This window comes from Streptomyces sp. SID13726 (genome assembly GCF_010548375.1).
Classification (GTDB): Bacteria; Actinomycetota; Actinomycetes; order Streptomycetales; family Streptomycetaceae; genus Streptomyces.
In genome coordinates, this window is record NZ_JAAGLY010000008.1 from 1 (window position 1) to 24,005 (window position 24,005).

Consider the following 24,005-nt stretch of genomic DNA (forward strand, 5'->3'; position numbering starts at 1 on the left):
GATCCCCTTGCGCTGATCCACCCACCAACAGCGGGGAGATATCTGGCCGCGGTTGGGGAAGAACTGCTGGCCGCCAGTGGGGAGAATTACTGGCCGCCTCCGGGGAGAACTGAGTGGCCGTTGACACTTCGGTCCACACCCTCATGCACGCCGATGGCCCGTAGGACCCGCCCGTCTTGGCTGGGATGTGGCTCGACTACTTCTGGCACTGAAGTCGCTCCACTGTCAGACCGGGGTGCGACGATACGCCTCGACGCCCTGCATACAGTCGAGGAGACAAGTTGTCAGCATTGCTCGCACCGGTACTTGGTGGGGTCGGGGTAACGGTTGCCGCCGTCTTCGGCCCGCTGGTAACGACGGCCGCCCAGAACCGCCGGGTTGCTCGCATGAACGCTGACCTCGCGAGCAACATTGAACTCCTCAAGCACCTCAGGGAGACACCTGACGGCTGGACGGAGGAAATTGATCTTCTAGAGACTCTCACCCGGCACCAGCTACTCGCCGCTGCTGCACGTCAATCTCGGGATCTGGTCAAGCAACGCAACTGGGGCAGCCTTGGTGCCGTGATCATCATTCTCTCAGTGACAGCCCCAATCCTCTGGGGACTTGCCGTCGTGGACACGTGGTGGTCGTGGACGATCTTCTCCGTCTTCCTCGGACTAGCCCTCATCCTGTCAGGAATTGGCATTTATCAGACATTCAACCCGCCAGAGGATGATCCAAGCACCCTCGCTGCAAGCGAGGAGTGACGTCGGTACGGGCACAGTGGTCTCCTCAGCCGTAAACACCCACCCCAAGCCCCTCTCGTTAGACGAAGCCACATGGGCCGACGACAGCTGTCACGGATGACGTTCCACCTGACTCAGGCCGGGTACCCGCACCGGGTCGCCCCGGCCTCCACAAGCCTGTTCAGTTCAATAGCTGGCACTCCGGTTAAAGCTGGTGACGTTGAGCTTGATGCCCTTCGCGCTCTTGAGCGTCGTGGGGAACTCGCCCCGAGCCGTCTGGCCGGGTTGCACGTTGGTCTCCCACTGCGAACCGTCATCCACACGAGTGCCGTCGACGTCGACCGCCTCCCAGTCCCAGGAGTAGTTGGACTTCTCGCTGCTGGTGTTCTTGATCGTCCAGACGAGCCAGATGTTGCTGAAGCCGGCTTGCGAGCGGTCGTCGAGCTGGAAGCTGATGAGGTCAGTCCGTTCCTCTGCGGGTTCCCGTTTCTGTCCCTGCCGCGTCTTCGCAGTGGGCGTCGCGCTGGGCGCAGAGGTGGTGCTCTCGTTCTTGTCCCCCGCCGCGATCACCAGCGCGATGATGACGATCACGACTACTGCGGCCAGGGCACCGGCACATCCCCAGAGACAGCCACGCCCCCGTCGCTTCTTCTGGGGTGGCCCAGGAGGCGATGTCCACTGCCCGGGAGGGGAAGAGGCCTGACCCAGACTTCCCCACCGCGGATTACCCCCAGGCGGCTCGCTCGCTGACATGGCGCCTCCTCGGTAGCGGATATCGCCACGCTAGGAAGCCATGAGGCCCGTCGCGAACCGAGAGCAGCCACTCAGGCGACAGCCGCCGAGCACGGGGCTCTCCTGGGGCTCGCAAACCCCTCAGACCCACTCCACCTCGGAATGGACGGCCATCGAGCCTCCAGGGGGCGGCAGAGGCGTTCTCGCCGCCTCCCGCACAATCGCCCGCCGCCCACTCTCCACACCGAGCGCCCTCAGGACAGCAGCCGTCTCCTCCTCGCTGCCGTCCCCGAGGGCACCCACAATGCGCCGCAACGCCTCACTCACCTCAGTGCGAGTGCCCACTCGAAGCCGGCGCCGGACCCGCGTTCTTGACCGCAAGAGGCAGCAACTTCTTCCCCGTAGGCCCGATCTGAATGGCCGTATCCATCTGCGGACAAACCCCGCAGTCAAAGCAAGGCGTCCACCGGCAGTCCTCGACCTCCGTCTCGTCGAGGGCGTCCTGCCAGTCCTCCCAGAGCCAGTCCTTGTCGAGGCCGGAGTCGAGGTGGTCCCAGGGGAGGACTTCCTCGTAGGTCTTCTCGCGGGTGGTGTACCAGTCGACGTCGACGCCGAAGGCGGGGAGGGTCTTGTCGGCGCAGGCCATCCAGCGGTCGTAGGAGAAGTGCTCGCGCCAGCCGTCGAAGCGGCCGCCGTCCTCGTAGACCGCGCGGATCACGGCGCCGATCCGGCGGTCGCCGCGGGACAGGAGGCCTTCCACGATGCCCGGCTTGCCGTCGTGGTAGCGGAAGCCGATCGAGCGGCCGTACTTCTTGTCGCCGCGGATCTTGTCGCGGAGCTTCTGGAGGCGGGCGTCCGTCTCCTCGGCGGAGAGCTGCGGGGCCCACTGGAAGGGGGTGTGGGGCTTGGGGACGAAGCCGCCGATCGAGACCGTGCAGCGGATGTCGTTCTGGCCGGAGACCTTGCGGCCCTCGGCGATCACCCGGGTCGCCATGTCGGCGATCTGGAGGACGTCCTCGTCGGCCTCCGTCGGCAGGCCGCACATGAAGTACAGCTTCACCTGGCGCCAGCCGTTGCCGTACGCCGTGGAAACCGTCCTGATCAGGTCCTCTTCCGAGACCATCTTGTTGATGACCTTGCGCATCCGCTCCGAGCCGCCCTCAGGAGCGAAGGTCAGGCCCGAGCGGCGGCCGTTGCGCGTCAGTTCGTTCGCCAGGTCCACGTTGAAGGCGTCCACGCGGGTCGACGGGAGGGACAGGCCGATCTTGTCCTCCTCGTACCGGTCCGCCAGGCCCTTCGCGATGTCGCCGATCTCCGAGTGGTCCGCCGAGGACAGGGAGAGAAGGCCCACCTCCTCGAAGCCCGTCGCCTTCAGGCCCTTCTCCACCATGTCGCCGATGCCCGTGATGGAGCGCTCGCGGACCGGGCGCGTGATCATGCCGGCCTGGCAGAAGCGGCAGCCGCGGGTGCAGCCGCGGAAGATCTCCACCGACATGCGCTCATGGACCGTCTCGGCCAGCGGGACCAGGGGCTGCTTGGGGTACGGCCACTCGTCCAGGTCCATGACGGTGTGCTTGGACACGCGCCACGGGACGCCCGACTTGTTGGGGACCACACGGGCGATACGGCCGTCCGGGAGGTACTCGACGTCGTAGAACGCCGGGATGTACACCGAACCGGTGCGAGCGAGGCGGAACAGGACCTCCTCGCGGCCGCCCGGCCTGCCCTCCGCCTTCCAGTCCCGGATGATCTTCGTCATGTCGAGCACGGCCTGCTCGCCGTCGCCGATGATCGCCGCGTCGATGAAGTCCGCGATCGGCTCGGGGTTGAAGGCCGCGTGGCCGCCGGCCAGCACGATCGGGTCGTCCAGGCCGCGGTCGCGGGACTCCAGCGGAATGCCCGCCAGGTCCAGCGCGGTGAGCATGTTGGTGTAGCCCAGCTCCGTGGAGAAGGACAGGCCGAACACGTCGAAGGCGCCCACCGGGCGGTGGCTGTCGACCGTGAACTGCGGGACGTCGTGCTCCCGCATCAGCGCCTCCAGGTCCGGCCACACGCTGTACGTGCGCTCGGCGAGGACACCCTCCTGTTCGTTCAGCACCTCGTAGAGGATCATGACGCCCTGGTTGGGCAGGCCCACCTCGTACGCGTCCGGGTACATCAGCGCCCAGCGGACGTCACACGACTCCCACGGCTTGACGGTGGAGTTGAGCTCACCGCCGACGTACTGGATCGGCTTCTGCACATGCGGGAGCAGAGCTTCGAGCTGCGGGAACACAGATTCCGCGGCCGCAGCGACTTCGGCAGGCATCTCGCGCACCTTCGTGGGCTGGACTGAACTGACAGGGGTGACCATCTAGCCTAACGCGATCGCGGCCGGCCCCCGTACGTCCGAGGGGTCAGAGGGCGGACACCTCGTCCTTGATCCCGTCCCAGAACCCGGGCAGCTCGGCCTCCACGGCCGCCGCCCGCCGCTCCTCACGCCCGTAGAGCAGCCCGTACGTGAACGCGCTCTCCCCCGCCGCGTGGGCGACCGCGGACAGCTCGCGCAGGATCTGCCGGGCCATCACGCTGTCCTGGTGCTCCCCGAGCAGGTTCTGGAGCGACTTCATGGCCTTGACCACGGCCTTCGCCGGCTTGCCGAGCACAGGCCCGGCCGCCTCCGCCGCGTACCGCGTCCGCTTGGTCTTCTTGCGGGCCTCGTGGATCGCCACGTCCCGGTCGGTGCCGGGCTCCAGCTCCAGCGCCTGTCCGACCAGGTCGGCGACCTTCCCGAAGTCCTTCGTCACGGCCTTGGCGATCACCTCGTCGGGCTTCTTCCCGGCGGCCTTCAGCAGCGGCGGGTCGGCGATCAGCGCGTCCAGGGTGTCGAGGAGGGTGAGATAGCGGTGGGAGTCCAGGACGCCGATCAGCCGCGCGCTCGCCCCGCCGGGCCGGGCCCCCGCCCAGACGTCCACGCGCTCGCCCACGGGCCCCGAGACCAGTGCCCCGGGCACCTCGTCGAGCGCCGCCGTCAGCCGTTCGTGCAGTACCTCGCGGTCCCGGTCCACGCCCAGCTCACCGGCGAGCCACTTCAGGTCGTCGCCGATCGGGTCGGTGACGGTCCGGTCCAGGACCTTGCCGTACGACTTGAAGGTGCTGCGCATCCGACGCGTGGCGACCCGCATGCTGTGCACCGAGTCCTCGGTGTCCTGGCGGACGGCCGGGTCCAGCTCGACCAGTGCGTCCCGCTGGGCCCGAACGTACGCCAGCACATGGTCACCGGCCGTCTCGGGGTCGTCCAGCGCGGCGGAGGAACGCTTCTTCTTGGATTCCGTCTCCGCCAGGGCCCGCGCCAGCTTCGAGGACGACCGCGACGGCCGTACGCCCACCTTCCGCAGCCGCTTCTCGACCTTGTCGAGGAAGGCCGGGTCGCCGTCGTCGGCGAGTTCCACCTCGATCTCGGTCCACTGGGCGTCGCCGGTGCCGCCGCTGAGCCGCTCGGCGTGCACGGCGTCCACGCTGACCTCGGCGAGCAGCCGGCCCTCCGCGTCGAGGAGGTCGCGCACATCGCGGTCCGAGCGCAGCCGGATCACGGGCAGCAGCTCGGTCCCCCGGACCCGGGAGCGGACCAGCGCGGCCAGTTCGTCGGGCAGGGTGTCGGACATCGGGGCCCGGATCTCGTCGCGTACGCCCGGCGAGACCGGGAACTTCAGATGCCAGCCCTCGTCCGATCCGCCAGTGCGACGGCGCAGGGTGATCGAGGACGCGGCGAGGCGTTGGTCGACGGTGTCGTAGTAGGTGGCGTCGAGCTGGGCCACGCCCTTGTCGACGACGGTCTCGACGCCGTTGACTCCGGTCAGGTCCGGCAGCCCGCTCTCGTCGGACTCGTACTTGCGCTCGATCTCCCGCTTTGTGTCCGCCATGACCTGAATCTAGTGGCCAGGAGCGGTTTACGGCAGAGGGCCACCGCCACCCGGCCCACCCCGCCCCCTCGCCCTACGCGGACATCGGCCGCTGCACCCGGATCGACTGCAACAGCCCGACCGCCACCCACACCGAGAACATCGACGATCCTCCGTACGACACGAACGGCAGCGGCAGACCGGTGACCGGCATGATCCCGAGGGTCATGCCGATGTTCTCGAAGGACTGGAAGGCGAACCACGCGACGATCCCGGCGGCGACGATCGTGCCGTACAGCTCGGTCGTCTCGCGGGCGATCCGGCAGGCCCGCCACAGCACGACCCCGAGCAGGACGATGATCAGGCCCGCGCCGACGAAGCCCAGTTCCTCACCGGCGACGGTGAAGACGAAGTCGGTCTGCTGCTCGGGGACGAACTGGCCGGTGGTCTGCGAGCCGTGGAAGAGGCCCGCGCCGGTCAGGCCGCCCGAACCGATCGCGATCCGGGCCTGGTTGGTGTTGTAGCCGACGCCCGCCGGGTCGAGGCTCGGGTTGGCGAAGGCGGCGAAGCGGGCGATCTGGTACTCGTCCAGGATGTGCAGCTGCCAGACCGCGATCGCGCCGGCCGCGCCCGCGCCGAGCAGGCCGAAGACCCAGCGGTTGGAGGCCCCGGAGGCCAGCAGCACGCCGAGCACGATGATGACCATGACCATGACCGACCCGAGGTCGGGCATGAGCATCACGATCAGCATCGGCACGGCGGCGAGGCCGAGCGCCTGGAGCACGGTGCGGTGGTCGGGGTAGGGCTTGTCGCCCGCGTCGACCCGGGCCGCCAGCAGCATCGCCATGCCCAGGATGATCGTGATCTTCACGAACTCCGAGGGCTGGAGCGAGAAGCCGCCGCCGAGCACGATCCAGGAGTGGGCGCCGTTGACCGTGGAGCCCAGCGGGGTGAGCACCATCAGGATCAGGAAGACCGAGGCGCCGTAGAGCAGGGGCACGGCGGTGCGCAGGGTGCGGTGGCCGACCCACACCACACCGATCATCAGGGCGAACCCGATGCCGGTGTTCATGAGGTGCCGGAGCAGGAAGTAGTACGGGTCGCCCTGGTTGATCTCGGTGCGGTTGCGGGTCGCCGAGAAGACCAGGACCGAGCCGATCATGGACAGGGCGAGGGCCGAGAACAGTATCGGCCAGTCGAGCCGGCGGGCGAGCGAGTCGCGGGCCAGCAGCCGGGTCCAGCCCGCGCGCTCGGGGCCGTACCCGGAGACCTGGAAGCTGTTCGCCCCGGTCATGTGAGCATCCTCCGGTTTCCGCGCTTGCGGCGGCGCCTGCGTGTGTCACGGTTCCCGGCCGTCGGCGTGTTCACGGTCGCCGCCTGCTGGGTCTCGTCCGGCTCGGGCGCGCCCTCCTGGCTCGCCCGCTGGTCCTTCGCCGGGTCCTTGGCGACCTTCGGGGACTTGATGGTCCCGTCCGTCTGGACCTTCGGCAGGCTCTTCTCGGGCGTCGGCAGCAGCGCGTTCTTCTTGTTGATGGTGCCGTCGTCGGAGACGCCGTACAGCGCGTCGTAGATGTTGCGGACGGCGGGGCCCGAGGCGCCGGAGCCGGTACCACCCTGGGAGATCGTCATGACGACGGTGTAGTCCTTGGTGTACGTGGCGAACCAGGACGTCGTCTGCTTGCCGTAGACCTCGGCGGTACCGGTCTTGGCGTGCATCGGGATCTTCGCCTGCGGCCAGCCGACCTGGGCGAAACGCCAGGCGGCGGTGCCCTCGGTGGCGACGCCCGCGAGGGCGGTGTCCATCTTCTTGAGCGTGGCCTGGCTTATCGGCAGCTTGCCGTGCGACTTGGGCTTGATCTCCTGGACGCTCTTGCCGTCGGCGCTCACGACGGCCTTGCCGACCGTCGGGTCGTGCAGCGTGCCGCCGTTGGCGATCGCCGCGTAGATCGTGGCCATCTGGATCGGGGTGACCATGGTGTCGCCCTGGCCGATGGAGTAGTTGATCTCGTCACCGGCGCGCATCTTGTTGCCTTCGAGGCAGTTCTCGTACTCGATCTTCTCGACGTACGAGCCGTCCTTCTTGCCGGACTTGCACCAGGCGTCCTTGTTGGCCGCCCAGTAGTCCTGCTTCCACTGGCGGTCGGGGATGCGCCCGCTGACCTCGTTGGGCAGGTCGATGCCGGTGGTCTTGCCGAGGCCGAACTGGTGGGCCGCCTTGAAGAAGTAGTCCTTGGGCTCACCCTTCTTCGGGTTGATCCCGCCGTCCTTCTGCCACTGCTGGTGGGCGAGGCCGTAGAAGACGGTGTCGCAGGAGACCTCAAGGGCCCGGCCGAGCGAGATGGGGCCGAAGTTCTCCGACTCGAAGTTCTTGAAGACCTGACCGCCGACCGAGTACGAACTCGTGCACGGATAGCGGCCGTCGAAGTCGTAGCCGGCCTCGACGGCGGCGGCCGTGGAGATCACCTTGAAGGTGGAGCCGGGTGCGGACAGGCCTTGGATGGCCCGGTTGAGCAGCGGGTAGTTGGAGGACTTGCCGGTGAGCTTGGCGTAGTCCTTGGCGGAGATGCCGCCGACCCAGGCGTTGGGGTCGTACGTCGGGTTGGACGCCATGGCGACGATGCGGCCGGTCTTGGCCTCCATGACGACGACCGCGCCGGAGTCCGCCTTGTACTTCTCGTTGGTGTTGCGGTCCCACTGCTTGCGGGCTTCCTTCATCGCGTCGTTCAGTTCGTACTCCGCGACGCGCTGGACGCGGGCGTCGATGCTGGTGACGAGATTGGCGCCGGGCTGGGCCTCGTCCGCCTCGGCCTGGCCGATGACGCGGCCGAGGTTGTCCACCTCGTAGCGGGTGACGCCGGCCTTGCCGCGCAGTTCCTTGTCGTACTCGCGCTCCAGGCCCGAGCGGCCGACCTGGTCGGAGCGCAGGTAGGGCGAGTCGGTGTCCTGGGCCTTGGTGATCTCGTCGTCGGTGACGGGCGAGAGGTAGCCGAGGACCTGGGCGGCGTTGGACTTGGCGGGGGCGGCGTAGCGGCGTACGGCCTCGGGCTCGGCGGTGATGCCGGGGAAGTCCTCGGCGCGCTCGCGGATCTGGAGGGCCTGCTTGGCGGTGGCCTCGTCGGTGATGGGGATCGGCTGGTACGGCGAGCCGTTCCAGCAGGGCTGGGGCGTCTTCGCGTCGCACAGCCGGACCTTTTGCGTCACCTCCTCGGGCTTCATCCCGAGGACGCCGGCCAGCTTGGTGAGGACGGCCTTGCCGTCGTCCTTCATCTTCAGCAGATCGGTGCGGGACGCGGAGACCACGAGCCGGGTCTCGTTGTCCGCGAGGGGCACTCCGCGCGCGTCCAGGATCGAGCCGCGCACGGCGGGCTCGACGACCTGCTGGACGTGGTTGCCCGAGGCCTCCTTGGCGTATTCGTCGCCCTCCCGGATCTGGAGGTACCAGAGGCGACCGCCGAGGGTGCCGAGGAGGGACAGGACGAGGATCTGGATCACGACGAGCCGGATCTGGACCCGTGGGGTCCGCCCGGTCTCGGGGATGTTGGTCACTGCGGTTGCCGCCCCCTCTCAGTGCGCCGACGTGTGTGCGCGTACGAATGATGAACGGCCGACCTGTGAAGCCGCGTTCCAGCTCAGCGCACTCGTTCGAGTGAAGTCCCGGGTGCTTCCGGGAACATGACCCGCCGTCACAGCCGCTTGACCCCCTTGACGCGGCCCACCCGGGCCGTGCGCGTCCGTGCCTTGGTCTTCAGGCTGCCGAGTCCGCCCCGCTGGCCGCCGATCTTGAGACCGGTGCCGGAGGAGAGCCAGCCCGAGGAGATGTCCGCCGACTTGGCCGCCGAACTGGTCTCGGCCAGCGGGTCGTTCTCGGCGCGGCGGGCGAGCGCCATGATGCCGGGGACGACGAACGGGGCGAGCAGCAGGTCGTACAGGGCGGCCGTGAACAGCAGGCTGCCGAGGCCGACATGGCGGGCGGCGGTGTCGCCGACGAGGGCGCCGACACCGGCGTACAGCAGGGTGGTGCCGACGGCGGCGGCCACCACGACGACCATCGGGCCGGTGGCCGACTTGAGTCTGCCGTTCTCCGGTTTGGCGAGCCCGGCGAGGTAGCCGATGACGCACAGCACCAGGGCGTAGCGGCCCGCCGCGTGGTCGGCGGCGGCGGCGAGGTCGGCGAGGAGACCGGCGCCGAAGCCGACGAGGGCGCCGCCGACATGGCCGTAGACCAGGGCGAGGCCGAGGACGGTCAGGAGCAGCAGGTCGGGGACGGCGCCCGGGAGGTGGAGGCGGGCGAGGACGCTCACCTGGAGGACCAGGGCGACGACGATCAGGGCCGACGAGAGCAGGATCCGGTTGACGCGCATCAGGTACAGCTCCTACTGCTCTTGCTGGAGGTCGCCGCCGACCGGCGCGTTCGCGGACGGGGTCACGGTGACCGTCACGGTCGGGGTGGGCGTCGGCCTGGGCTTGGCGGGTAGCACCGTGTCGCGCGGGTCCTTCTTCGGGGCCTCCACGACGACGCCGACGATGTCGAGCTTGGTGAAGCTGACGTACGGCGTGATGTAGAGGGTCTTGGTGAGGTCGCCGCCGGAGGGCTCGACGCGGGAGACCACGCCGACCGGGACGCCGGGCACGAAGGGCTTGTCGGCCTGCGAGCCGAAGGTGACCAGGCGGTCGCCCTTCTTCACGTCGGCCTTGCCGTTGAGGAGTTCGACGCGCAGCGGCTGGTCGCCCTGGCCGGAGGCGAAACCGAGCTCGTCGGTGGCCTCCATGCGGGTGCCGACGGTGAAGTCGGGGTCGTTGGCGAGGAGCACCGTGGCGGTGTGGGGGCCGACCGTGGTGACGCGGCCGACCAGTCCGTCGCCGTTGAGGACGGTCATGTCGCGCTTGATGCCGTCGTTGGCACCGACGTCGACGGTGATGGTCCAGGAGAAGCCCTGGGCCGCTCCTATGGCGATGACCTCGGCGCCCTTGATGCCGTACTGGCCCTCGCCGGCGATCTTCATCATCTTGTCGAGCTGTTTGAGGCGGCTGGTGTTGCGGTCGTCGCTGCCGAGTCTCGCCTTGAGGGCGGCGTTCTCCTTCTCCAGCTCCGCGAGCCGGTCGTGTCGCTCGCCGGAGTCGCGGATGGCCGACACGGCGTTGCCGACCGGGTTCACCGCGCTCGACACACCGTCCTCGACCGGGCCGAACACGGCGGCCGCGGCCTGGCGGGCACCGTCGACCGGCGAGTCCTCCCCGCCGCGGATGTCGACCGTGATCAGCGCGAACGCGACGGCGATCAGCAGCACCAGGAGCAGCCGGCTCTCTCGTGTGTCCCTCACGTGCGGCGGCCGTGCCCTTCTCATTGAAGTTGCGTTTGTGGGAGCTTATGCCTCTATATCAACGATCCGCCGTACGAGAGGAGATCATCTCGTACGGCGGAATCGAAGAGTTACGTCATCTGCGCGGCTGGGCGTCCAGCACCTGCTGGAGCGCCTCGAACTCCTCGACGCACTTGCCGGAGCCCAGCGCCACGCTGTCGAGCGGGTCCTCGGCGATGTGGATCGGCATGCCGGTCTCCCGGCGCAGCCGCTCGTCGAGGCCGCGGAGCAGAGCGCCGCCGCCGGTGAGGACGATGCCGCGGTCCATGATGTCGCCGGAGAGCTCCGGCGGGCACTTGTCGAGGGTCGTCTTGACGGCGTCGACGATGGCGTTGACGGGTTCCTCGATCGCCTTGCGGACTTCGGCGGCCGAGATGACGACGGTCTTGGGCAGCCCGGAGACGAGGTCCCGGCCGCGGATTTCGGTGTGTTCGTCAGCGTCGAGGTCGTACGCCGAACCGATCGTGATCTTGATCTGTTCGGCTGTCCGCTCACCCAGCAGAAGGGAGTACTCCTTCTTGATGTGCTGGATGATCGCGTTGTCCAGCTCGTCACCGGCGACCCGGATGGACTGGGCGGTGACGATGCCGCCGAGGGAGATGACCGCGACCTCCGTGGTGCCGCCGCCGATGTCCACCACCATGTTGCCCGTGGCCTCGTGGACCGGCAGGCCGGAGCCGATGGCGGCCGCCATGGGCTCCTCGATGATGTGCACCTGCCGGGCGCCGGCCTGGGACGACGCCTCGATGACGGCACGGCGCTCGACGCCGGTGATGCCCGAGGGGACACACACGACGACGCGCGGCCTGGCGAGATACCGCCGCTTGTGGATCTTCAGGATGAAGTAGCGGAGCATTCGCTCGGTGATCTCGAAGTCGGCGATCACGCCGTCCTTCAGCGGGCGTACGGCAACGATGTTGCCGGGCGTCCGCCCGATCATCTTCTTCGCTTCGGCGCCGACCGCGAGAATTCCACCGGTGTTGGTGTTGATCGCGACGACGGACGGCTCGTTGAGTACGATCCCGCGACCCCTGACGTACACCAGCGTGTTGGCGGTCCCGAGGTCGACAGCCATGTCACGGCCGATGAACGACATTGAGTTCCCCATCAGGATTCGTCTGGCCTTCCCGGGAGCTTTTGAGGGCTTTTCAGGTCGGCGAAGTGGGTGCTGTGACGTGAAGGCTTCCATCGTAGACGCGCCTGCACGAACACTGCGCGAGGGTCTTCGCCATTGTCAGCAGATGTAAAGCCGCCCCGCTTGTGGAGACGGTCCATCGGGGGCACTCGTTCCCCCGATCGGCACGCATATGCCGAGGGACGGCCGAAAATGATCGGCCGTCCCAGGTCAGGCGAGCAGGCGTTCTGACGACCCGTCAGAAAATGCCACGAAACCTACGCACGGAACCTATGCGCGACCCGGGAAGAAGATCTTCACCTCGCGCTCGGCGGACTCCTCGGAGTCGCTCGCGTGGATCAGGTTCTCCCGGACGATGACGCCGTAGTCGCCCCGGATGGAGCCGGGCGCGGCGGCGATCGGGTCGGTCGGTCCCGCGAGCGCGCGGACGCCCTCGATGACCCGCTCGCCCTCGACGATCAGCGCGACGACCGGACCGGACGCCATGAACTCCACCAGCGGCTCGTAGAAGGGCTTGCCCTTGTGCTCGCCGTAGTGCTGCTCCAGCGTCTCCTGGTCCAGGGTGCGCAGCTCCAGCGCGGTGATCCGCCAGCCCGCCTTGCGCTCGATACGGCTGATGATCTCGCCGGTCAGGCCACGACGGACGGCGTCGGGCTTGAGGAGGACGAGGGTGCGCTGGCTCACGAGGGGCTCCTTGCCTGCTGACATGTGCGGTGGGACGAGATTACAGGGCGTGTCGGTACGTTCGTCACACAGCGTCAGGTGTAGCAGGGCCTGCCTGGGCGGCTTGGCCTGCCTGGGCGGCCTGGCCTGCCTGGGCGGCTTGGGCGGCTTGGGCGGCGAATCTCGCCTTCGCCTCGTCGATCTTGCGGCCGTAGTGCACGGAGGCCCACCACAGCGCCGCGAAGACCGCACCCATGAAGAACATGGTCGGCACGACGAAGCCGGAGGCGATCAGGGCGATCTGGAGCGCCCAGCCGAGGGCGATGCCGCCGGGCCGGGTCACGACCCCGCACAGCGCGAGACAGAAGAACATGGCGATGCCGCTGACCGTCCACACCGTGGAGGTCGCCAGGTCGGGGTCCTTCATCGCGACCAGTCCGGCGAAGCCGATGACGAAGAACTCGCCGATCAGGGTCGATGCACAGAGCGTACGCATGGCGCGGCTCAGCCCCTTCCGAGCAGCAGCCGGGCCTCGCCGACCGTGATGACCGACCCGGTGACCAGCACTCCGCCGCCCGCGAACTCGCCGTCCTCCTCGGCCAGCGTGATCGCCTCCTCCAGCGCGTCCGGCAGCCGCGGCTCGACCTGCACCCGCTCCTCGCCGAACACCTCGACGGCGATCGCGGCGAGCTCGTCGGCGTCCATCGCGCGGTGGCTGGAGTTCTGGGTGATCACGACCTCGGCGAAGATCGGCTCGAAGGCCTCAAGCAGCCCCCGCACGTCCTTCTCGCCGCTCGCGCCCACCACACCGATCAGCCGGCTGAAGTCGAAGGCCTCGCCGACCGCCTCCGCGGTGGCACGGGCGCCTGCCGGGTTGTGGGCCGCGTCCAGGACGACGGTCGGGGACCGCCGTACGACTTCGAGGCGGCCCGGGGAGGTCACGGCGGCGAAGGCCTTGCGGACGGTGTCGATGTCCAGGCGGTCCGGGCGCTGGGCGCCGACGCCGAAGAACGCCTCGACGGCGGCGAGCGCCACGGCCGCGTTGTGCGCCTGGTACGGGCCGTGCAGCGGGAGGTACACCTCTTCGTACTCACCGCCGAGCCCGCGCAGGGTCAGCAGCTGGCCGCCGACGGCGACCTGGCGGGCGACGACCCCGAACTCCAGGCCCTCGCGCGCGACGGTGGCGTCCACCTCGACAGCCTTCTTCAGCAGCACCTGCGCCGCGTCCACCGGCTGCTGGGCCAGGATCACGGTCGCGTCCTGCTTGATGATCCCGGCCTTCTCGACCGCGATCTCGCCGGGGGTCCCGCCGAGCCGGTCGGTGTGGTCGAGGTCGATGGGGGTCACGACCGCGACATCGCCGTCGATGACGTTCGTGGCGTCCCAGGAGCCGCCCATGCCGACCTCCACGACGGCCACGTCGACGGGGGCGTCCGCGAAGGCGGCGTACGCCATGCCGGTCAGCACCTCGAAGAACGACAGCCGGTACTCCTGCTGGGCGTCGACCATCTCGATGTACGGCTTGATGTCGTCGTACGTCTCGATGAACCGCTCGGCGGAGATCGGCGCGCCGTCCAGGCTGATGCGCTCGGTGATCGACTGGACGTGGGGGCTGGTGTAGCGGCCGGTGCGCAGTTCGAAGGCGCCGAGGAGGGCCTCGATCATGCGGGCCGTGGAGGTCTTGCCGTTCGTTCCCGTGATGTGGATCGAGGGGTACGACCGCTGCGGATCGCCCAGGACGTCCATCAGCGCGGCGATGCGGCTGACGCTCGGCTCCAGCTTGGTCTCGCCCCACCTGGTCGCGAGGTCGGCCTCGACCGCGCGCAGGGCCTTGTCGACCTCGGGGTCGGCGGGGCGGGCGGGGACGTCTGCCTCCGGCGGGGTGCCCTGGGTGCGGAGGGTTCGGCTGCCGGCCTCGATGACCGCGAGGTCGGGGTCTCGGTCGGTTTCGGCGGCGACGATCTCGTCGAAGGGGTCGGTCTCACTCACGGGCCCAGTCTACGGACGGCGACTGACAGCGTGCCTTCGGAGTGGGGTGGCTGGTGCCGCCTGGCGGGCGCGGGGAGGTTTGTGGCTGGTCGCGCAGTTCCCCGCGCCCCTAAAAGCGCTACTGCTGAGGCAGACCCTCCAGCTGGGTCTGGATCCTCTCGATGTCCTCGTCCGCCTTCGCCAGGCGGCCGCGGATCTTGTCCACCACGTTGTCCGGGGCCTTCGCCAGGAACGCTTCGTTGCCGAGCTTCCCCGTCGCCTGGGCCTTCTCCTTCTCCGCCGCGGCGAGGTCCTTGGCCAGCCTCTTGCGCTCGGCGGCCACGTCGATCGTGCCGGAGAGGTCGAGGGCGACCGTGGCGCCGGCGACCGGGAGGGTGGCCGTGGCCGCGAAGGTGTCGCCCTCCGGCTGGAGGCGGAGGAGCTGGCGGACGGCGGCCTCGTGGGCGGCGAGGGCGGCGACGGCGAGGTCCAGGCGGGCCGGGACCTTCTGGCCGTCCTTGAGGCCCTGGTCCTTGCGGAACCGGCGGACCTCGGTGACGACCCGCTGGACCAGCGCGATCTCGTCCTCGGCGGCCTGGTCGCGGAAGCCGCTGTCCTTGGGCCAGTCACCGATGACCAGGGACTCGCCGCCGGTCAGGGTGGTCCACAGGGCGTCCGTGACGAACGGGATGACCGGGTGCAGGAGGCGCAGCGTCACGTCCAGGACCTCGCCGAGGACCCGGCCGGAGACCCTGGCCTGGTCGCCGCCCGCGAAGAACGTCGTCTTGGACAGCTCGACGTACCAGTCGAAGACCTCGTCCCACGCGAAGTGGTAGAGCGCGTCGGCGAGCTTCGCGAACTGGTAGTCGTCGTAGTACGCGTCGACCTGGGCGACCGTGGTGTTGAGGCGGGAGAGGATCCAGCGGTCGGTCGCCGACATCTCGGAGGCGTCCGGCAGCGGGCCCTCGACCGTGGCGCCGTTCATCAGGGCGAAGCGGGTGGCGTTCCAGATCTTGTTGGTGAAGTTCCGGGAGGCCTTGACCCAGTCCTCGCCGATCGGGACGTCCGCGCCCGGGTTGGCGCCGTTGGCGAGGGTGAAGCGGACGGCGTCCGAGCCGTAGGCGTCCATCCACACCAGCGGGTCGACCGCGTTGGGGTTCGACTTCGACATCTTCTTGCCGAACTCGTCACGGACCAGGCCGGTCAGCGCGATGGTGTGGAACGGGGCCTGGCCGTCCATGGCGTAGAGGCCGAACATCATCATCCGGGCGACCCAGAAGAAGATGATGTCGTGGCCGGTCAGCAGGACGTCGGTCGGGTAGAACTTCCGCAGGTCCTCGGTCTGTTCGGGCCAGCCGAGCGTGGAGAACGGCCACAGGCCGGAGGAGAACCAGGTGTCCAGGACGTCGGCGTCCTGGGTCCAGCCCGCACCCGTGGGCGGCTCCTCGTCGGGGCCGACGCAGACGACCTCGCCCTCGGGGCCGTACCAGATCGGGATGCGGTGGCCCCACCACAACTGCCGTGAGATGCACCAGTCGTGCATGTTGTCGACCCAGTCGAAGTAGCGCTTCGACATGTCCTCGGGGTGGATCTTGACCCGGCCGTCGCGGACCGCGTCACCGGCGGCCTTGGCGAGCGGGCCGACCTTGACCCACCACTGGAGGGACAGCCGCGGCTCGACCGTGGTCTTGCAGCGCGAGCAGTGGCCGACAGAGTGCATGTAGGGGCGCTTCTCGGCGACGATGCGGCCCTGCTCCTTGAGCGCGCCGACGACGGAGGAGCGGGCCTCGAAGCGGTCCAGGCCGAGGAACGGGCCGTGGACGGTGATCACGCCGTGCTCGTCCATGATCGTCAGGGACGGCAGGTCGTGGCGGCGGCCGATCTCGAAGTCGTTCGGGTCGTGCGCCGGGGTCACCTTGACCGCGCCGGTGCCGAACTCGGGGTCGACGTGGGTGTCGGCGACGACCGGGATGGTGCGGTCGGTCAGCGGCAGCTTGATCTGCTTGCCGATGAGGTGCTGGTACCGCTCGTCGTCGGGGTGGACGGCGACGGCGGTGTCACCGAGCATCGTCTCCGCGCGCGTGGTCGCGACGACGAGGCTGTCCTCGCCCTCGCCGTAGCGGATCGAGACCAACTCGCCCGCGTCCTCCTGGTATTCCACCTCGATGTCCGAGATGGCCGTCAGACAGCGCGGGCACCAGTTGATGATCCGCTCGGCGCGGTAGATCAGCTCGTCTTCGTAGAGCCGCTTGAAGATGGTGAGGACGGCCTTGGACAGGCCCTCGTCCATCGTGAAGCGCTCGCGGTCCCAGTCGACGCCGTCGCCGAGCCGGCGCATCTGGCCGAGGATCCGGCCGCCGTACTCCTCCTTCCACTGCCAGACGCGCTCGACGAACTCCTCGCGCCCCAGGTCGTGGCGGGACTTGCCCTCCTCGGCGAGCTGCTGCTCGACCTTGTTCTGGGTGGCGATGCCGGCGTGGTCCATGCCGGGCAGCCACAGCGACTCGTAGCCCTGCATGCGCTTGCGGCGGGTGAGGGCGTCCATGAGCGTGTGCTGGAAGGCGTGGCCCAGGTGGAGCGAGCCGGTGACGTTCGGCGGCGGGATGACGATGGTGTACGGGGGCTTCTCGCTCTTCGCGTCGGCGGCGAAGTAACCGCGCTCCACCCAGCGCTCGTACAGCGTCTCCTCTACCTCGGCCGGCGTGTACTGGGTCGGCAGTTCGGTGCTGGGCGCTGTGGGCTGCTGCTGAGCGTTCTCGGTCACGGGGTCAGTTTAGGGGTGTCGCGGCGGTGTCCCGAAACGCGTTTGTTCTGTAACGGTGGGGCCCCCGATGCCGTGCGGCGACTTGGCCTGGGCCAGGATGTCAGGAACACATAAGCATCTGGAGGGGAACCCAGAGATGAGCTACAACCAGCCGGGCCCGTACGGCGGGCAGCCCCAGCAGCCCGGGCAGCCGCCGCAGCCCGGGCCGTACGGCCAGCCGGGCCCCTACGGCCAGCCGCAGCAGCCCCCGCAAGCCCCGCAGCCCGGCTACGGCTACCCCCAGCAGACGCCGCCCACCCAGCCGCAGCCCGGCTACCCGCAGCAGCCCCCGCAGGGCCAGCCGCAGCCCGGTTACGGCTACCCGCAGCAGGGCGGCGTTCCTCCGCAGCAGCCGCCGTACGGCCAGCCGCAGGCTCCCTACGGCCAGCAGCCGCCGTACGGCCAGGCCCCCTACGGCGTTCCGCAGCCCCCGGCGCCGGGCGGCAACGGCAAGAAGATCGGCATCATCGTCGGCGCGGTGGCGGTCGTGGCCGCGATCGCGGTCGGCGCGTACCTCGTGATCGGCGGGGGCGGGAACGGCGGCGGCGGTTCGGACATCGCGGACGACGGGGCGCACACCCTGACCACGCCGGCCACGGTCCTCACCGACTACAAGAAGTCCGCCAGCGCCGACGGCGGCGGCTTCAGCGAGAACGACGTCAAGGACGCCGAGAAGCACGGCGTGAAGAACGCCCAGGACGTGAGCGCGACCTACCAGTCCGGCGCCGCGACCGACTACCTCGCCATGAAGATGGTCAACTTCATGGGCGTCTACGGCGACATCGACGACCCGGAGAAGGTCGTCGACGCCATGTTCGCGGAGATGAAGAAGAGCGCGGCCAGCGACGGCGAGGGCAAGGTCGTCGGCAGCCCGAAGGCGTACACCCCGGCCGGTCTCGACAGCGCGGTCCTCAAGTGCCAGGAGACGAAGGTCGACAGCGGCACCTCGACCGGCACTTCGGGCTCGATCAGCATGCCGGTGTGCATCTGGGGCGACCACAGCACGCTCGGGATCGTCATCCCCATCGACATGGCGGACGCCATGTCCGGCAAGGCGGCGGACCTTTCGAACGCGGCCGACATGACGGCCAAGCTGCGTACGGAAGTTCGCGTGAAGGCCTGACGCACGCAGTACGACGTCGAAGGGGCCCCGGTCACCGTGACCGGGGCCCCTTCGACGACAACTGCGGTGCGGTTACGCCGTCTTCTGCTCGCCCGGTCCCCGCCCGCGCGCGTCCCGCGGGATCAGGGTCGGGTTGACGTTGGAGTGGACGACGTCCGCGGTGATGACCACGCGGGCCACGTCCTTGCGGGACGGGATCTCGTACATGACGCCCTGGAGGACTTCCTCCATGATGGCGCGCAGGCCACGCGCACCGGTCTGGCGGAGGATGGCCTGGTCGGCGATGGCCTCCAGGGCCTCGCGCTCGAAGTCCAGCTCCACGCCGTCGAGTTCGAAGAGGCGCTGGTACTGCTTCACCAGCGCGTTGCGCGGCTCGACCAGGATCTGGAGGAGCGCCTCGCGGTCGAGGTTGTGGACCGAGGTGATGACGGGGAGGCGGCCGATGAACTCGGGGATCATGCCGAACTTCACCAGGTCCTCGGGCATGACGTCCTCGAACTGGTCCTTGGCCTCCAGCTCGCGCTTGGAGCGGATCGTCGCCCCGAAGCCGATGCCCTTGGCGCCCGCCCGGGACTCGATGAGCTTCTCCAGGCCCGCGAAGGCACCGCCCACGATGAACAGGACGTTCGTCGTGTCGATCTGGATGAACTCCTGGTGCGGGTGCTTGCGTCCGCCCTGCGGCGGCACGGAGGCGGTGGTGCCCTCCAGGATCTTCAGCAGCGCCTGCTGGACGCCCTCGCCGCTCACGTCCCGCGTGATGGAGGGGTTTTCACTCTTCCGCGCGACCTTGTCGATCTCGTCGATGTAGATGATCCCGGTCTCGGCCTTCTTGACGTCGTAGTCGGCCGCCTGGATCAGCTTCAGCAGGATGTTCTCGACGTCCTCGCCGACGTAACCCGCCTCGGTGAGCGCCGTCGCGTCGGCGATCGCGAACGGGACGTTCAGCATGCGGGCGAGGGTCTGGGCGAGGAGGGTCTTGCCGGAGCCCGTGGGGCCCAGCAGGAGGATGTTGGACTTCGCCAACTCGATCGCGTCGTCACGGCTGTTGCCGCCGCCGTTCTCGCCGGCCTGAACGCGCTTGTAGTGGTTGTACACCGCCACGGAGAGGGCCTTCTTGGCCGCGTCCTGGCCCACCACATAGCCCTCGAGGAACTCGAAGATCTCGCGGGGCTTGGGGAGTTCCTCCCAGCGCACCTCGCTCGTCTCGGCGAGCTCCTCCTCGATGATCTCGTTGCAGAGATCGATGCACTCGTCGCAGATGTACACACCAGGCCCTGCGATGAGCTTCTTGACCTGCTTCTGGCTCTTGCCGCAGAACGAGCACTTGAGCAGATCGCCGCCGTCACCGATGCGTGCCACGGTGTGCTTCCCCTTCGCCTGGGAGACGCCTAGGTCCAGCGGCTCCTGGTGCTGCCTTATGTCCGACGGTACCTTGCCGGGCCCCCCGTTCGGGCCCCCCTTGGCAGGGTTCACTTTGACGTGCACTGTGCCAAGGGGCGGCATATCCTACGGGGTCCGCCTAGCGGACGGCGGCGTTGTTCATCTTCCGGGTGGAGATGATCTGGTCGACCAGGCCGTACGACAGCGCGTCCTCGGCCGTGAGGATCTTGTCGCGCTCGATGTCCTCGCGGATCTTCTCGATCGGCGTGGTGGAGTGCTTGGCCAGCATCTCCTCCAGCTGCGAGCGCATCCGGAGGATCTCGTTGGCGGCGATCTCCAGGTCGGAGACCTGACCGCGGCCGGTCTCGCTGTACGGCTGGTGGATCAGCACGCGCGCGTTCGGCAGCGCCATGCGCTTGCCCGGCGTACCGGCGGCCAGCAGGACGGCGGCGGCCGAGGCCGCCTGGCCCATGCAGACCGTCTGGATGTCGGGCTTCACGAACTGCATGGTGTCGTAGATCGCGGTCAGCGCGGTGAAGGAGCCGCCGGGGCTGTTGATGTAGACCGAGATGTCCCGGTCGGGGTCCATCGACTCCAGGCACAGCAGCTGTGCCATGACGTCGTTGGCGGAGGCGTCGTCGATCTGCACGCCGAGGAAGATCACGCGCTCCTCGAAGAGCTTCGCGTACGGGTCGTACTCGCGGATGCCCTGCGAGGTGCGCTCGACGAAGCGGGGGATCACATAGCGGGACTCGGCACGCGGGCCGGTGTACTCGGCCTCGGTGCGGGCGTAGAGGCCGCTGCCGGGGAAGTCGTTCACTGTCTGTCTCCTAGGGGCTGTGGCGGTCGGCTGGGGGCTGTGCGGGGGCTTTCCTGGGCCCCGCATGGGGCTCAGGCCCCGGTGCCGCCGCCGCCCGGCATACCGGCGGCCGTCGGGATCACGTCGTCGATGAGGCCGTACTCCTTGGCCTCCAGCGCGTCGAACCAGCGGTCTCGGTCCGAGTCGCGGGTGATCTGCTCGATGCTCTGGCCCGTGTGCTGGGAGGTGAGCTCGGCCATGCGCTTCTTGGTGTGCAGCAGCCGCTCCGCGTGGATCTTGATGTCGGAGGCGGAGCCGGCCAGGCCGGCGGAGGGCTGGTGGATCAGGATCTCCGCGTTCGGCAGCGCGAAGCGCTTGCCGGGGGTGCCCGCGCTGAGCAGGAACTGGCCCATCGACGCGGCGAGGCCCATGGCGATGGTCACCACGTCGTTCTTGATGAACTGCATGGTGTCGTAGATCGCCATACCGGCCGTGATCGAACCGCCCGGGCTGTTGATGTACAGGTAAATGTCCTTGTCGGGGTCCGCGGCAAGGAGCAGCAGCTGTGCGGTGATCTTGTTCGCGATGTCGTCGTCGACCGGCTGGCCGAGGAAGATGATCCGCTCGCCAAGCAGCCGGTTGTAGACCTGGTCGCCGAGGCCACCACCGATGGAAGGCTCGCCGGCGGCGGAGGGCATCAGATTCGTCACGTATCCACCTGCTCGTCTTACGACGGCGCCGGGCCGTCTTACGTTTCCCTATCAAGGGACCCTAACGCGCTGGTCCCTTCGGGGAATCCCGGATAGAGCGCTGTTCGCCGGGGGCGTAGAGCCCTGGGGCGGGTAGGCCGACGGGCCCCGGGCGCAGTTGCTCCCGGGGCCCGTCGTACGACAGTCAAGACGCCGTGGGCGATCAGGCCCCGGTCTTGTCCTCAGCCTTGTCCTCGGCCTCGGCCGGGGTCTCCTCGGCGGCGGCCTCGACGGTCTCGGCCGTCTCGTCCTCGTCGTCGTCCAGGTCGATGACCTCGCCGTTGGTGTCCTTGACCGTGGCGGCCTCGACCACGACGGCCAGGGCCTTGCCGCGGGCGACCTCGCCGACGAGGAGCGGGACCTGGCCGCCCTCGACGACCGCCTGGGCGAACTGGTCGGGGGACATGCCGGAGGAGGCCGCACGCCGCATGAGGTGCTCGGTGAGCTCCTCCTGGTTGACGTTCAGCTTCTCGCGCTTGACGAGCTCGTCGAGGACGAACTGGGTCTTGATGCCCTTGACCGCGGCGTCCTTGGTCTCGGTGTCGAACTCCTCGGCCGTCTTGCCCTGGATCTCGAGGTACTTGTCGAGGTCGAGGCCCATCTGGCCGAGCTGGTGGTGCTCCAGGTTGTGCTTGCGGGTGTTGATCTCGTCCTCGAGCAGCTTCTCGGGGACGGGCACCTCGACAAGCTCCAGGAGCTTCTCCAGGACGCGCTCCTGGGCCTGGGTGGCCTGGTCGTACTGCTTCATGTTCTCGAGGCGCTTGCGGCTGTCCGCCCTCAGCTCGTCGAGGGTGTCGAACTCGGAGGCGAGCTGCGCGAACTCGTCGTCCAGCTCGGGCAGTTCGCGGGCGGCGACCTGGGTGACCTTGACGGCGACCTCGGCCTCCTTGCCGGCCGCGGAGCCGCCCTTGAGCTCGGAGGTGAAGGTGGTCTCGCCACCGGCCTCCAGGCCCTTCACGGCGTCGTCGATGCCGTCGAGGAGCTCGCCGGAGCCGATGGTGTAGGAGACACCGCTGGCGATGCCGTCCTCCAGGACCTCGCCGTCGACCTTGGCCTCCAGGTCGATGGTGACGACGTCGCCGTCCTCGGCGGCGCGCTCGACCGGGGAGGTCGAGGCGAAGCGCTCGCGGAGCTGCTCGACGGACTTGTCGATGTCCTCTTCGGAGACCTCGACGGCGTCGACCTCGACCTCGATGCCGGAGTAGTCCGGGATCTCGATGGCCGGGCGGACGTCGACCTCGGCGGTGAAGTTCAGCGTCTCGCCGTCCTTCAGCTCCGTGATGTCGACCTCGGGCTGGCCGAGGACGTCGATCTCGGCCTCGTTGACCGCCTCGGTGTAGAACTTCGGAAGCGCGTCGTTGACCGCCTCCTCCAGCACCGCACCGCGGCCGAACCGCTGGTCGATGACGCGGGCCGGGATCTTGCCCTTGCGGAAGCCCTTCACCGTGACCTGCTGGTTGATCTTCTTGTACGCCGCGTCGAGGCTGTCCTTGAGCTCCTCGAAGGGCACCTCGACAGTGAGCCGAACCCGAGTCGGGTTCAGGGTCTCCACGGCGCTCTTCACGGTTCGGTCTCCTTGTGGCTGACTTCTTGGGTTCTGCCGGGGCCAGAACGGCTCCGGCGGATTCGCCGCCCGGAGGACTTCGATGGAGAGACACACGGGCGTGCAGCTTGCATAGTAACGGCAGCGGCGACACGCCCCAAAGGCGATCACTGAAGCGATCACGGACGCGACCGCACAAGGCGATCGCGCAGGTGGTCGGGGTGGCGGGATTTGAACCCACGGCCTTCCGCTCCCAAAGCGGACGCGCTACCAAGCTGCGCCACACCCCGTCTGGTGCGACACGTAGGGTACATGCCCGCAGACAGCGGGGTTACCGCATTTCCCACCCACCGCGAACCGGCCCGCCCGAGCCGCCGGAGCCCGCTCACGAAAACAGGCGTGAACCCGACCCAACGCGCGGGGCGGATGCGCCGCGGGCGCCCCGCGGTACGGAACCTCGGCTCGGAGCCTCGGCACGGAAGGGGTGTGCGGCGGACCACGGGGACCCGGTACGATGACTGGCGTGCCGCTGGTCCTCGACCTGCGGCGCGTGCTGTGCGGGCGTAGCTCAATGGTAGAGCCCTAGTCTTCCAAACTAGCTACGCGGGTTCGATTCCCGTCGCCCGCTCTGAACAGGCCTCCGGCCCGGTCCCCCCGAGGGGATCGGGCCGGAGGCCTTTCGCGTGGTCCGGCGGGTGGCCCGGGCCTAGAACTGGATCGAGTTGATGGTGTCCGCTATCGAGTCCAGGAAGCGTTGGATGTCGTCGGCCATGCCGGTGGACGCGAGGAAGAAGCCGAAGAGCACCGCGACGACGGCGGGTCCGGCCTTGATGGAGCCTCCCCGCATCAACACCACGAGGATGATCCCCAACAGCAGCACCACTGACAGCGAAATGGCCACAACTGATCACACCCTCGGTCGGTCCGCTCTCCCGGCCCGGGGACGCAACCGCGCGCACCCCCGCCAGAACCATCGTGCCACCAACACGGCCCGCATATGCGGCGGGTGACCCAACGTTTGGCCAGGCCCATACCTGCGCCACCACCGGCCCCACACCCGCCCACTGAATTGTTTCAGTGGCCACACACCGCTTGCGCACATCACAGTCGCAGGGAATTCGAATTACCGGCACAGGCGTAC

19 protein-coding genes and 2 tRNA genes are annotated in these 24,005 nt (G+C 68.6%); 3 read left to right on the forward strand and 18 right to left on the reverse strand.

Annotated elements, in window-relative coordinates; all coding sequences use genetic code 11:
• The first annotated feature begins 281 nt into the window (after positions 1-281).
• On the forward strand, positions 282-749 hold the full coding sequence (locus G3I78_RS22150; protein WP_164427279.1) for a hypothetical protein: 468 nt from the start codon (positions 282-284) through the stop codon (positions 747-749).
• 165 nt (positions 750-914) lie between these two features.
• Here the strand turns inward: G3I78_RS22150 and G3I78_RS22155 are convergent, their stop codons facing one another.
• The 12 genes from G3I78_RS22155 to G3I78_RS22210 all read right to left on the reverse strand — a co-directional run bounded on the left by G3I78_RS22155 (position 915) and on the right by G3I78_RS22210 (position 17,231).
• Positions 915-1,319, reverse strand: coding sequence for a hypothetical protein (locus G3I78_RS22155; protein WP_343243817.1), 405 nt, complete (start codon positions 1,317-1,319; stop codon positions 915-917).
• Between the two features lie 469 nt (positions 1,320-1,788).
• Positions 1,789-3,768 carry a TIGR03960 family B12-binding radical SAM protein gene (locus G3I78_RS22160; protein ID WP_164427281.1) on the reverse strand — a complete coding sequence of 660 codons (1,980 nt, stop codon included), beginning with the start codon at positions 3,766-3,768 and terminating at the stop codon, positions 1,789-1,791.
• An 88-nt stretch (positions 3,769-3,856) separates the two neighbouring features.
• Entirely contained in the window at positions 3,857-5,362 is a 1,506-nt protein-coding gene (locus G3I78_RS22165; protein WP_164427283.1) for a CYTH and CHAD domain-containing protein, read from the reverse strand.
• Between the two features lie 73 nt (positions 5,363-5,435).
• Positions 5,436-6,635, reverse strand: a complete 1,200-nt coding sequence (gene rodA, locus G3I78_RS22170) for a rod shape-determining protein RodA (RefSeq protein ID WP_164427285.1) — start codon at positions 6,633-6,635, stop codon at positions 5,436-5,438.
• A complete protein-coding gene (gene mrdA, locus G3I78_RS22175) occupies positions 6,632-8,887 on the reverse strand; it encodes a penicillin-binding protein 2 (protein ID WP_164427286.1) in 2,256 nt (751 codons plus the stop codon). Before mrdA ends, rodA begins: the two co-directional genes overlap by 4 nt.
• A gap of 137 nt (positions 8,888-9,024) precedes the next feature.
• The gene (gene mreD, locus G3I78_RS22180; protein WP_164427287.1) at positions 9,025-9,702 is read right to left on the reverse strand and encodes a rod shape-determining protein MreD; all 678 of its coding nucleotides are present in this window, start codon (positions 9,700-9,702) and stop codon (positions 9,025-9,027) included.
• Between the two features lie 12 nt (positions 9,703-9,714).
• Positions 9,715-10,662: a rod shape-determining protein MreC gene (gene mreC, locus G3I78_RS22185; RefSeq protein ID WP_164427288.1), complete on the reverse strand. Its 948-nt coding sequence runs from the start codon at positions 10,660-10,662 to the stop codon at positions 9,715-9,717.
• A 115-nt stretch (positions 10,663-10,777) separates the two neighbouring features.
• Positions 10,778-11,797 carry a rod shape-determining protein gene (locus G3I78_RS22190; protein ID WP_004931372.1) on the reverse strand — a complete coding sequence of 340 codons (1,020 nt, stop codon included), beginning with the start codon at positions 11,795-11,797 and terminating at the stop codon, positions 10,778-10,780.
• 309 nt (positions 11,798-12,106) lie between these two features.
• Positions 12,107-12,520 carry a nucleoside-diphosphate kinase gene (gene ndk / locus G3I78_RS22195; RefSeq protein ID WP_164427290.1) on the reverse strand — a complete coding sequence of 138 codons (414 nt, stop codon included), beginning with the start codon at positions 12,518-12,520 and terminating at the stop codon, positions 12,107-12,109.
• Between the two features lie 64 nt (positions 12,521-12,584).
• Complete coding sequence (locus tag G3I78_RS22200) at positions 12,585-12,995, reverse strand: DUF4233 domain-containing protein (protein WP_164427291.1); 411 nt, start codon at positions 12,993-12,995, stop codon at positions 12,585-12,587.
• An 8-nt stretch (positions 12,996-13,003) separates the two neighbouring features.
• On the reverse strand, positions 13,004-14,488 hold the full coding sequence (locus tag G3I78_RS22205) for a folylpolyglutamate synthase/dihydrofolate synthase family protein (protein ID WP_164427293.1): 1,485 nt from the start codon (positions 14,486-14,488) through the stop codon (positions 13,004-13,006).
• A 118-nt stretch (positions 14,489-14,606) separates the two neighbouring features.
• The gene (locus G3I78_RS22210; protein WP_164427302.1) at positions 14,607-17,231 is read right to left on the reverse strand and encodes a valine--tRNA ligase; all 2,625 of its coding nucleotides are present in this window, start codon (positions 17,229-17,231) and stop codon (positions 14,607-14,609) included.
• Between the two features lie 136 nt (positions 17,232-17,367).
• On the opposite strand from G3I78_RS22210, the gene G3I78_RS51245 reads away from it, so the two are divergent.
• The gene (locus tag G3I78_RS51245; RefSeq protein WP_203615353.1) at positions 17,368-18,393 is read left to right on the forward strand and encodes a hypothetical protein; all 1,026 of its coding nucleotides are present in this window, start codon (positions 17,368-17,370) and stop codon (positions 18,391-18,393) included.
• A 72-nt stretch (positions 18,394-18,465) separates the two neighbouring features.
• Here G3I78_RS51245 and clpX read toward each other — a convergent pair whose 3' ends face one another.
• From clpX to G3I78_RS22245, 5 genes are all read right to left on the reverse strand, one after another.
• Entirely contained in the window at positions 18,466-19,752 is a 1,287-nt protein-coding gene (clpX, locus tag G3I78_RS22225) for an ATP-dependent Clp protease ATP-binding subunit ClpX (protein ID WP_164427306.1), read from the reverse strand.
• A 160-nt stretch (positions 19,753-19,912) separates the two neighbouring features.
• Positions 19,913-20,593, reverse strand: coding sequence for an ATP-dependent Clp protease proteolytic subunit (locus G3I78_RS22230; protein WP_164427308.1), 681 nt, complete (start codon positions 20,591-20,593; stop codon positions 19,913-19,915).
• A gap of 71 nt (positions 20,594-20,664) precedes the next feature.
• Positions 20,665-21,270 carry an ATP-dependent Clp protease proteolytic subunit gene (locus G3I78_RS22235; RefSeq protein ID WP_164427839.1) on the reverse strand — a complete coding sequence of 202 codons (606 nt, stop codon included), beginning with the start codon at positions 21,268-21,270 and terminating at the stop codon, positions 20,665-20,667.
• A gap of 214 nt (positions 21,271-21,484) precedes the next feature.
• The gene (gene tig / locus G3I78_RS22240) at positions 21,485-22,885 is read right to left on the reverse strand and encodes a trigger factor (protein ID WP_164427310.1); all 1,401 of its coding nucleotides are present in this window, start codon (positions 22,883-22,885) and stop codon (positions 21,485-21,487) included.
• A 192-nt stretch (positions 22,886-23,077) separates the two neighbouring features.
• A tRNA-Pro gene (locus tag G3I78_RS22245) sits at positions 23,078-23,154 on the reverse strand.
• A gap of 267 nt (positions 23,155-23,421) precedes the next feature.
• Here G3I78_RS22245 and G3I78_RS22250 point away from each other — a divergent pair.
• A tRNA-Gly gene (locus tag G3I78_RS22250) sits at positions 23,422-23,492 on the forward strand.
• 78 nt (positions 23,493-23,570) lie between these two features.
• Here the strand turns inward: G3I78_RS22250 and G3I78_RS22255 are convergent.
• Positions 23,571-23,765, reverse strand: coding sequence for a hypothetical protein (locus G3I78_RS22255; protein ID WP_164427312.1), 195 nt, complete (start codon positions 23,763-23,765; stop codon positions 23,571-23,573).
• Positions 23,766-24,005: the final 240 nt, after the last annotated feature.

What these genes read in the sequence shown, in the direction of transcription:
- G3I78_RS22200 (WP_164427291.1), bottom strand. Translation starts at nt 12,995, where the DNA reads ATGCGTACGCTCTGTGCATCGACCCTGATCGGCGAGTTCTTCGTCATC.
- G3I78_RS22160 (WP_164427281.1), bottom strand. Translation starts at nt 3,768, where the DNA reads ATGCCTGCCGAAGTCGCTGCGGCCGCGGAATCTGTGTTCCCGCAGCTC.
- G3I78_RS22165 (WP_164427283.1), bottom strand. Translation starts at nt 5,362, where the DNA reads ATGGCGGACACAAAGCGGGAGATCGAGCGCAAGTACGAGTCCGACGAG.
- G3I78_RS22235 (WP_164427839.1), bottom strand. Translation starts at nt 21,270, where the DNA reads ATGCCCTCCGCCGCCGGCGAGCCTTCCATCGGTGGTGGCCTCGGCGAC.
- G3I78_RS51245 (WP_203615353.1), top strand. Translation starts at nt 17,368, where the DNA reads ATGAGCTACAACCAGCCGGGCCCGTACGGCGGGCAGCCCCAGCAGCCC.
- G3I78_RS22190 (WP_004931372.1), bottom strand. Translation starts at nt 11,797, where the DNA reads ATGTCGTTCATCGGCCGTGACATGGCTGTCGACCTCGGGACCGCCAAC.
- rodA (WP_164427285.1), bottom strand. Translation starts at nt 6,635, where the DNA reads ATGACCGGGGCGAACAGCTTCCAGGTCTCCGGGTACGGCCCCGAGCGC.
- mreD (WP_164427287.1), bottom strand. Translation starts at nt 9,702, where the DNA reads ATGCGCGTCAACCGGATCCTGCTCTCGTCGGCCCTGATCGTCGTCGCC.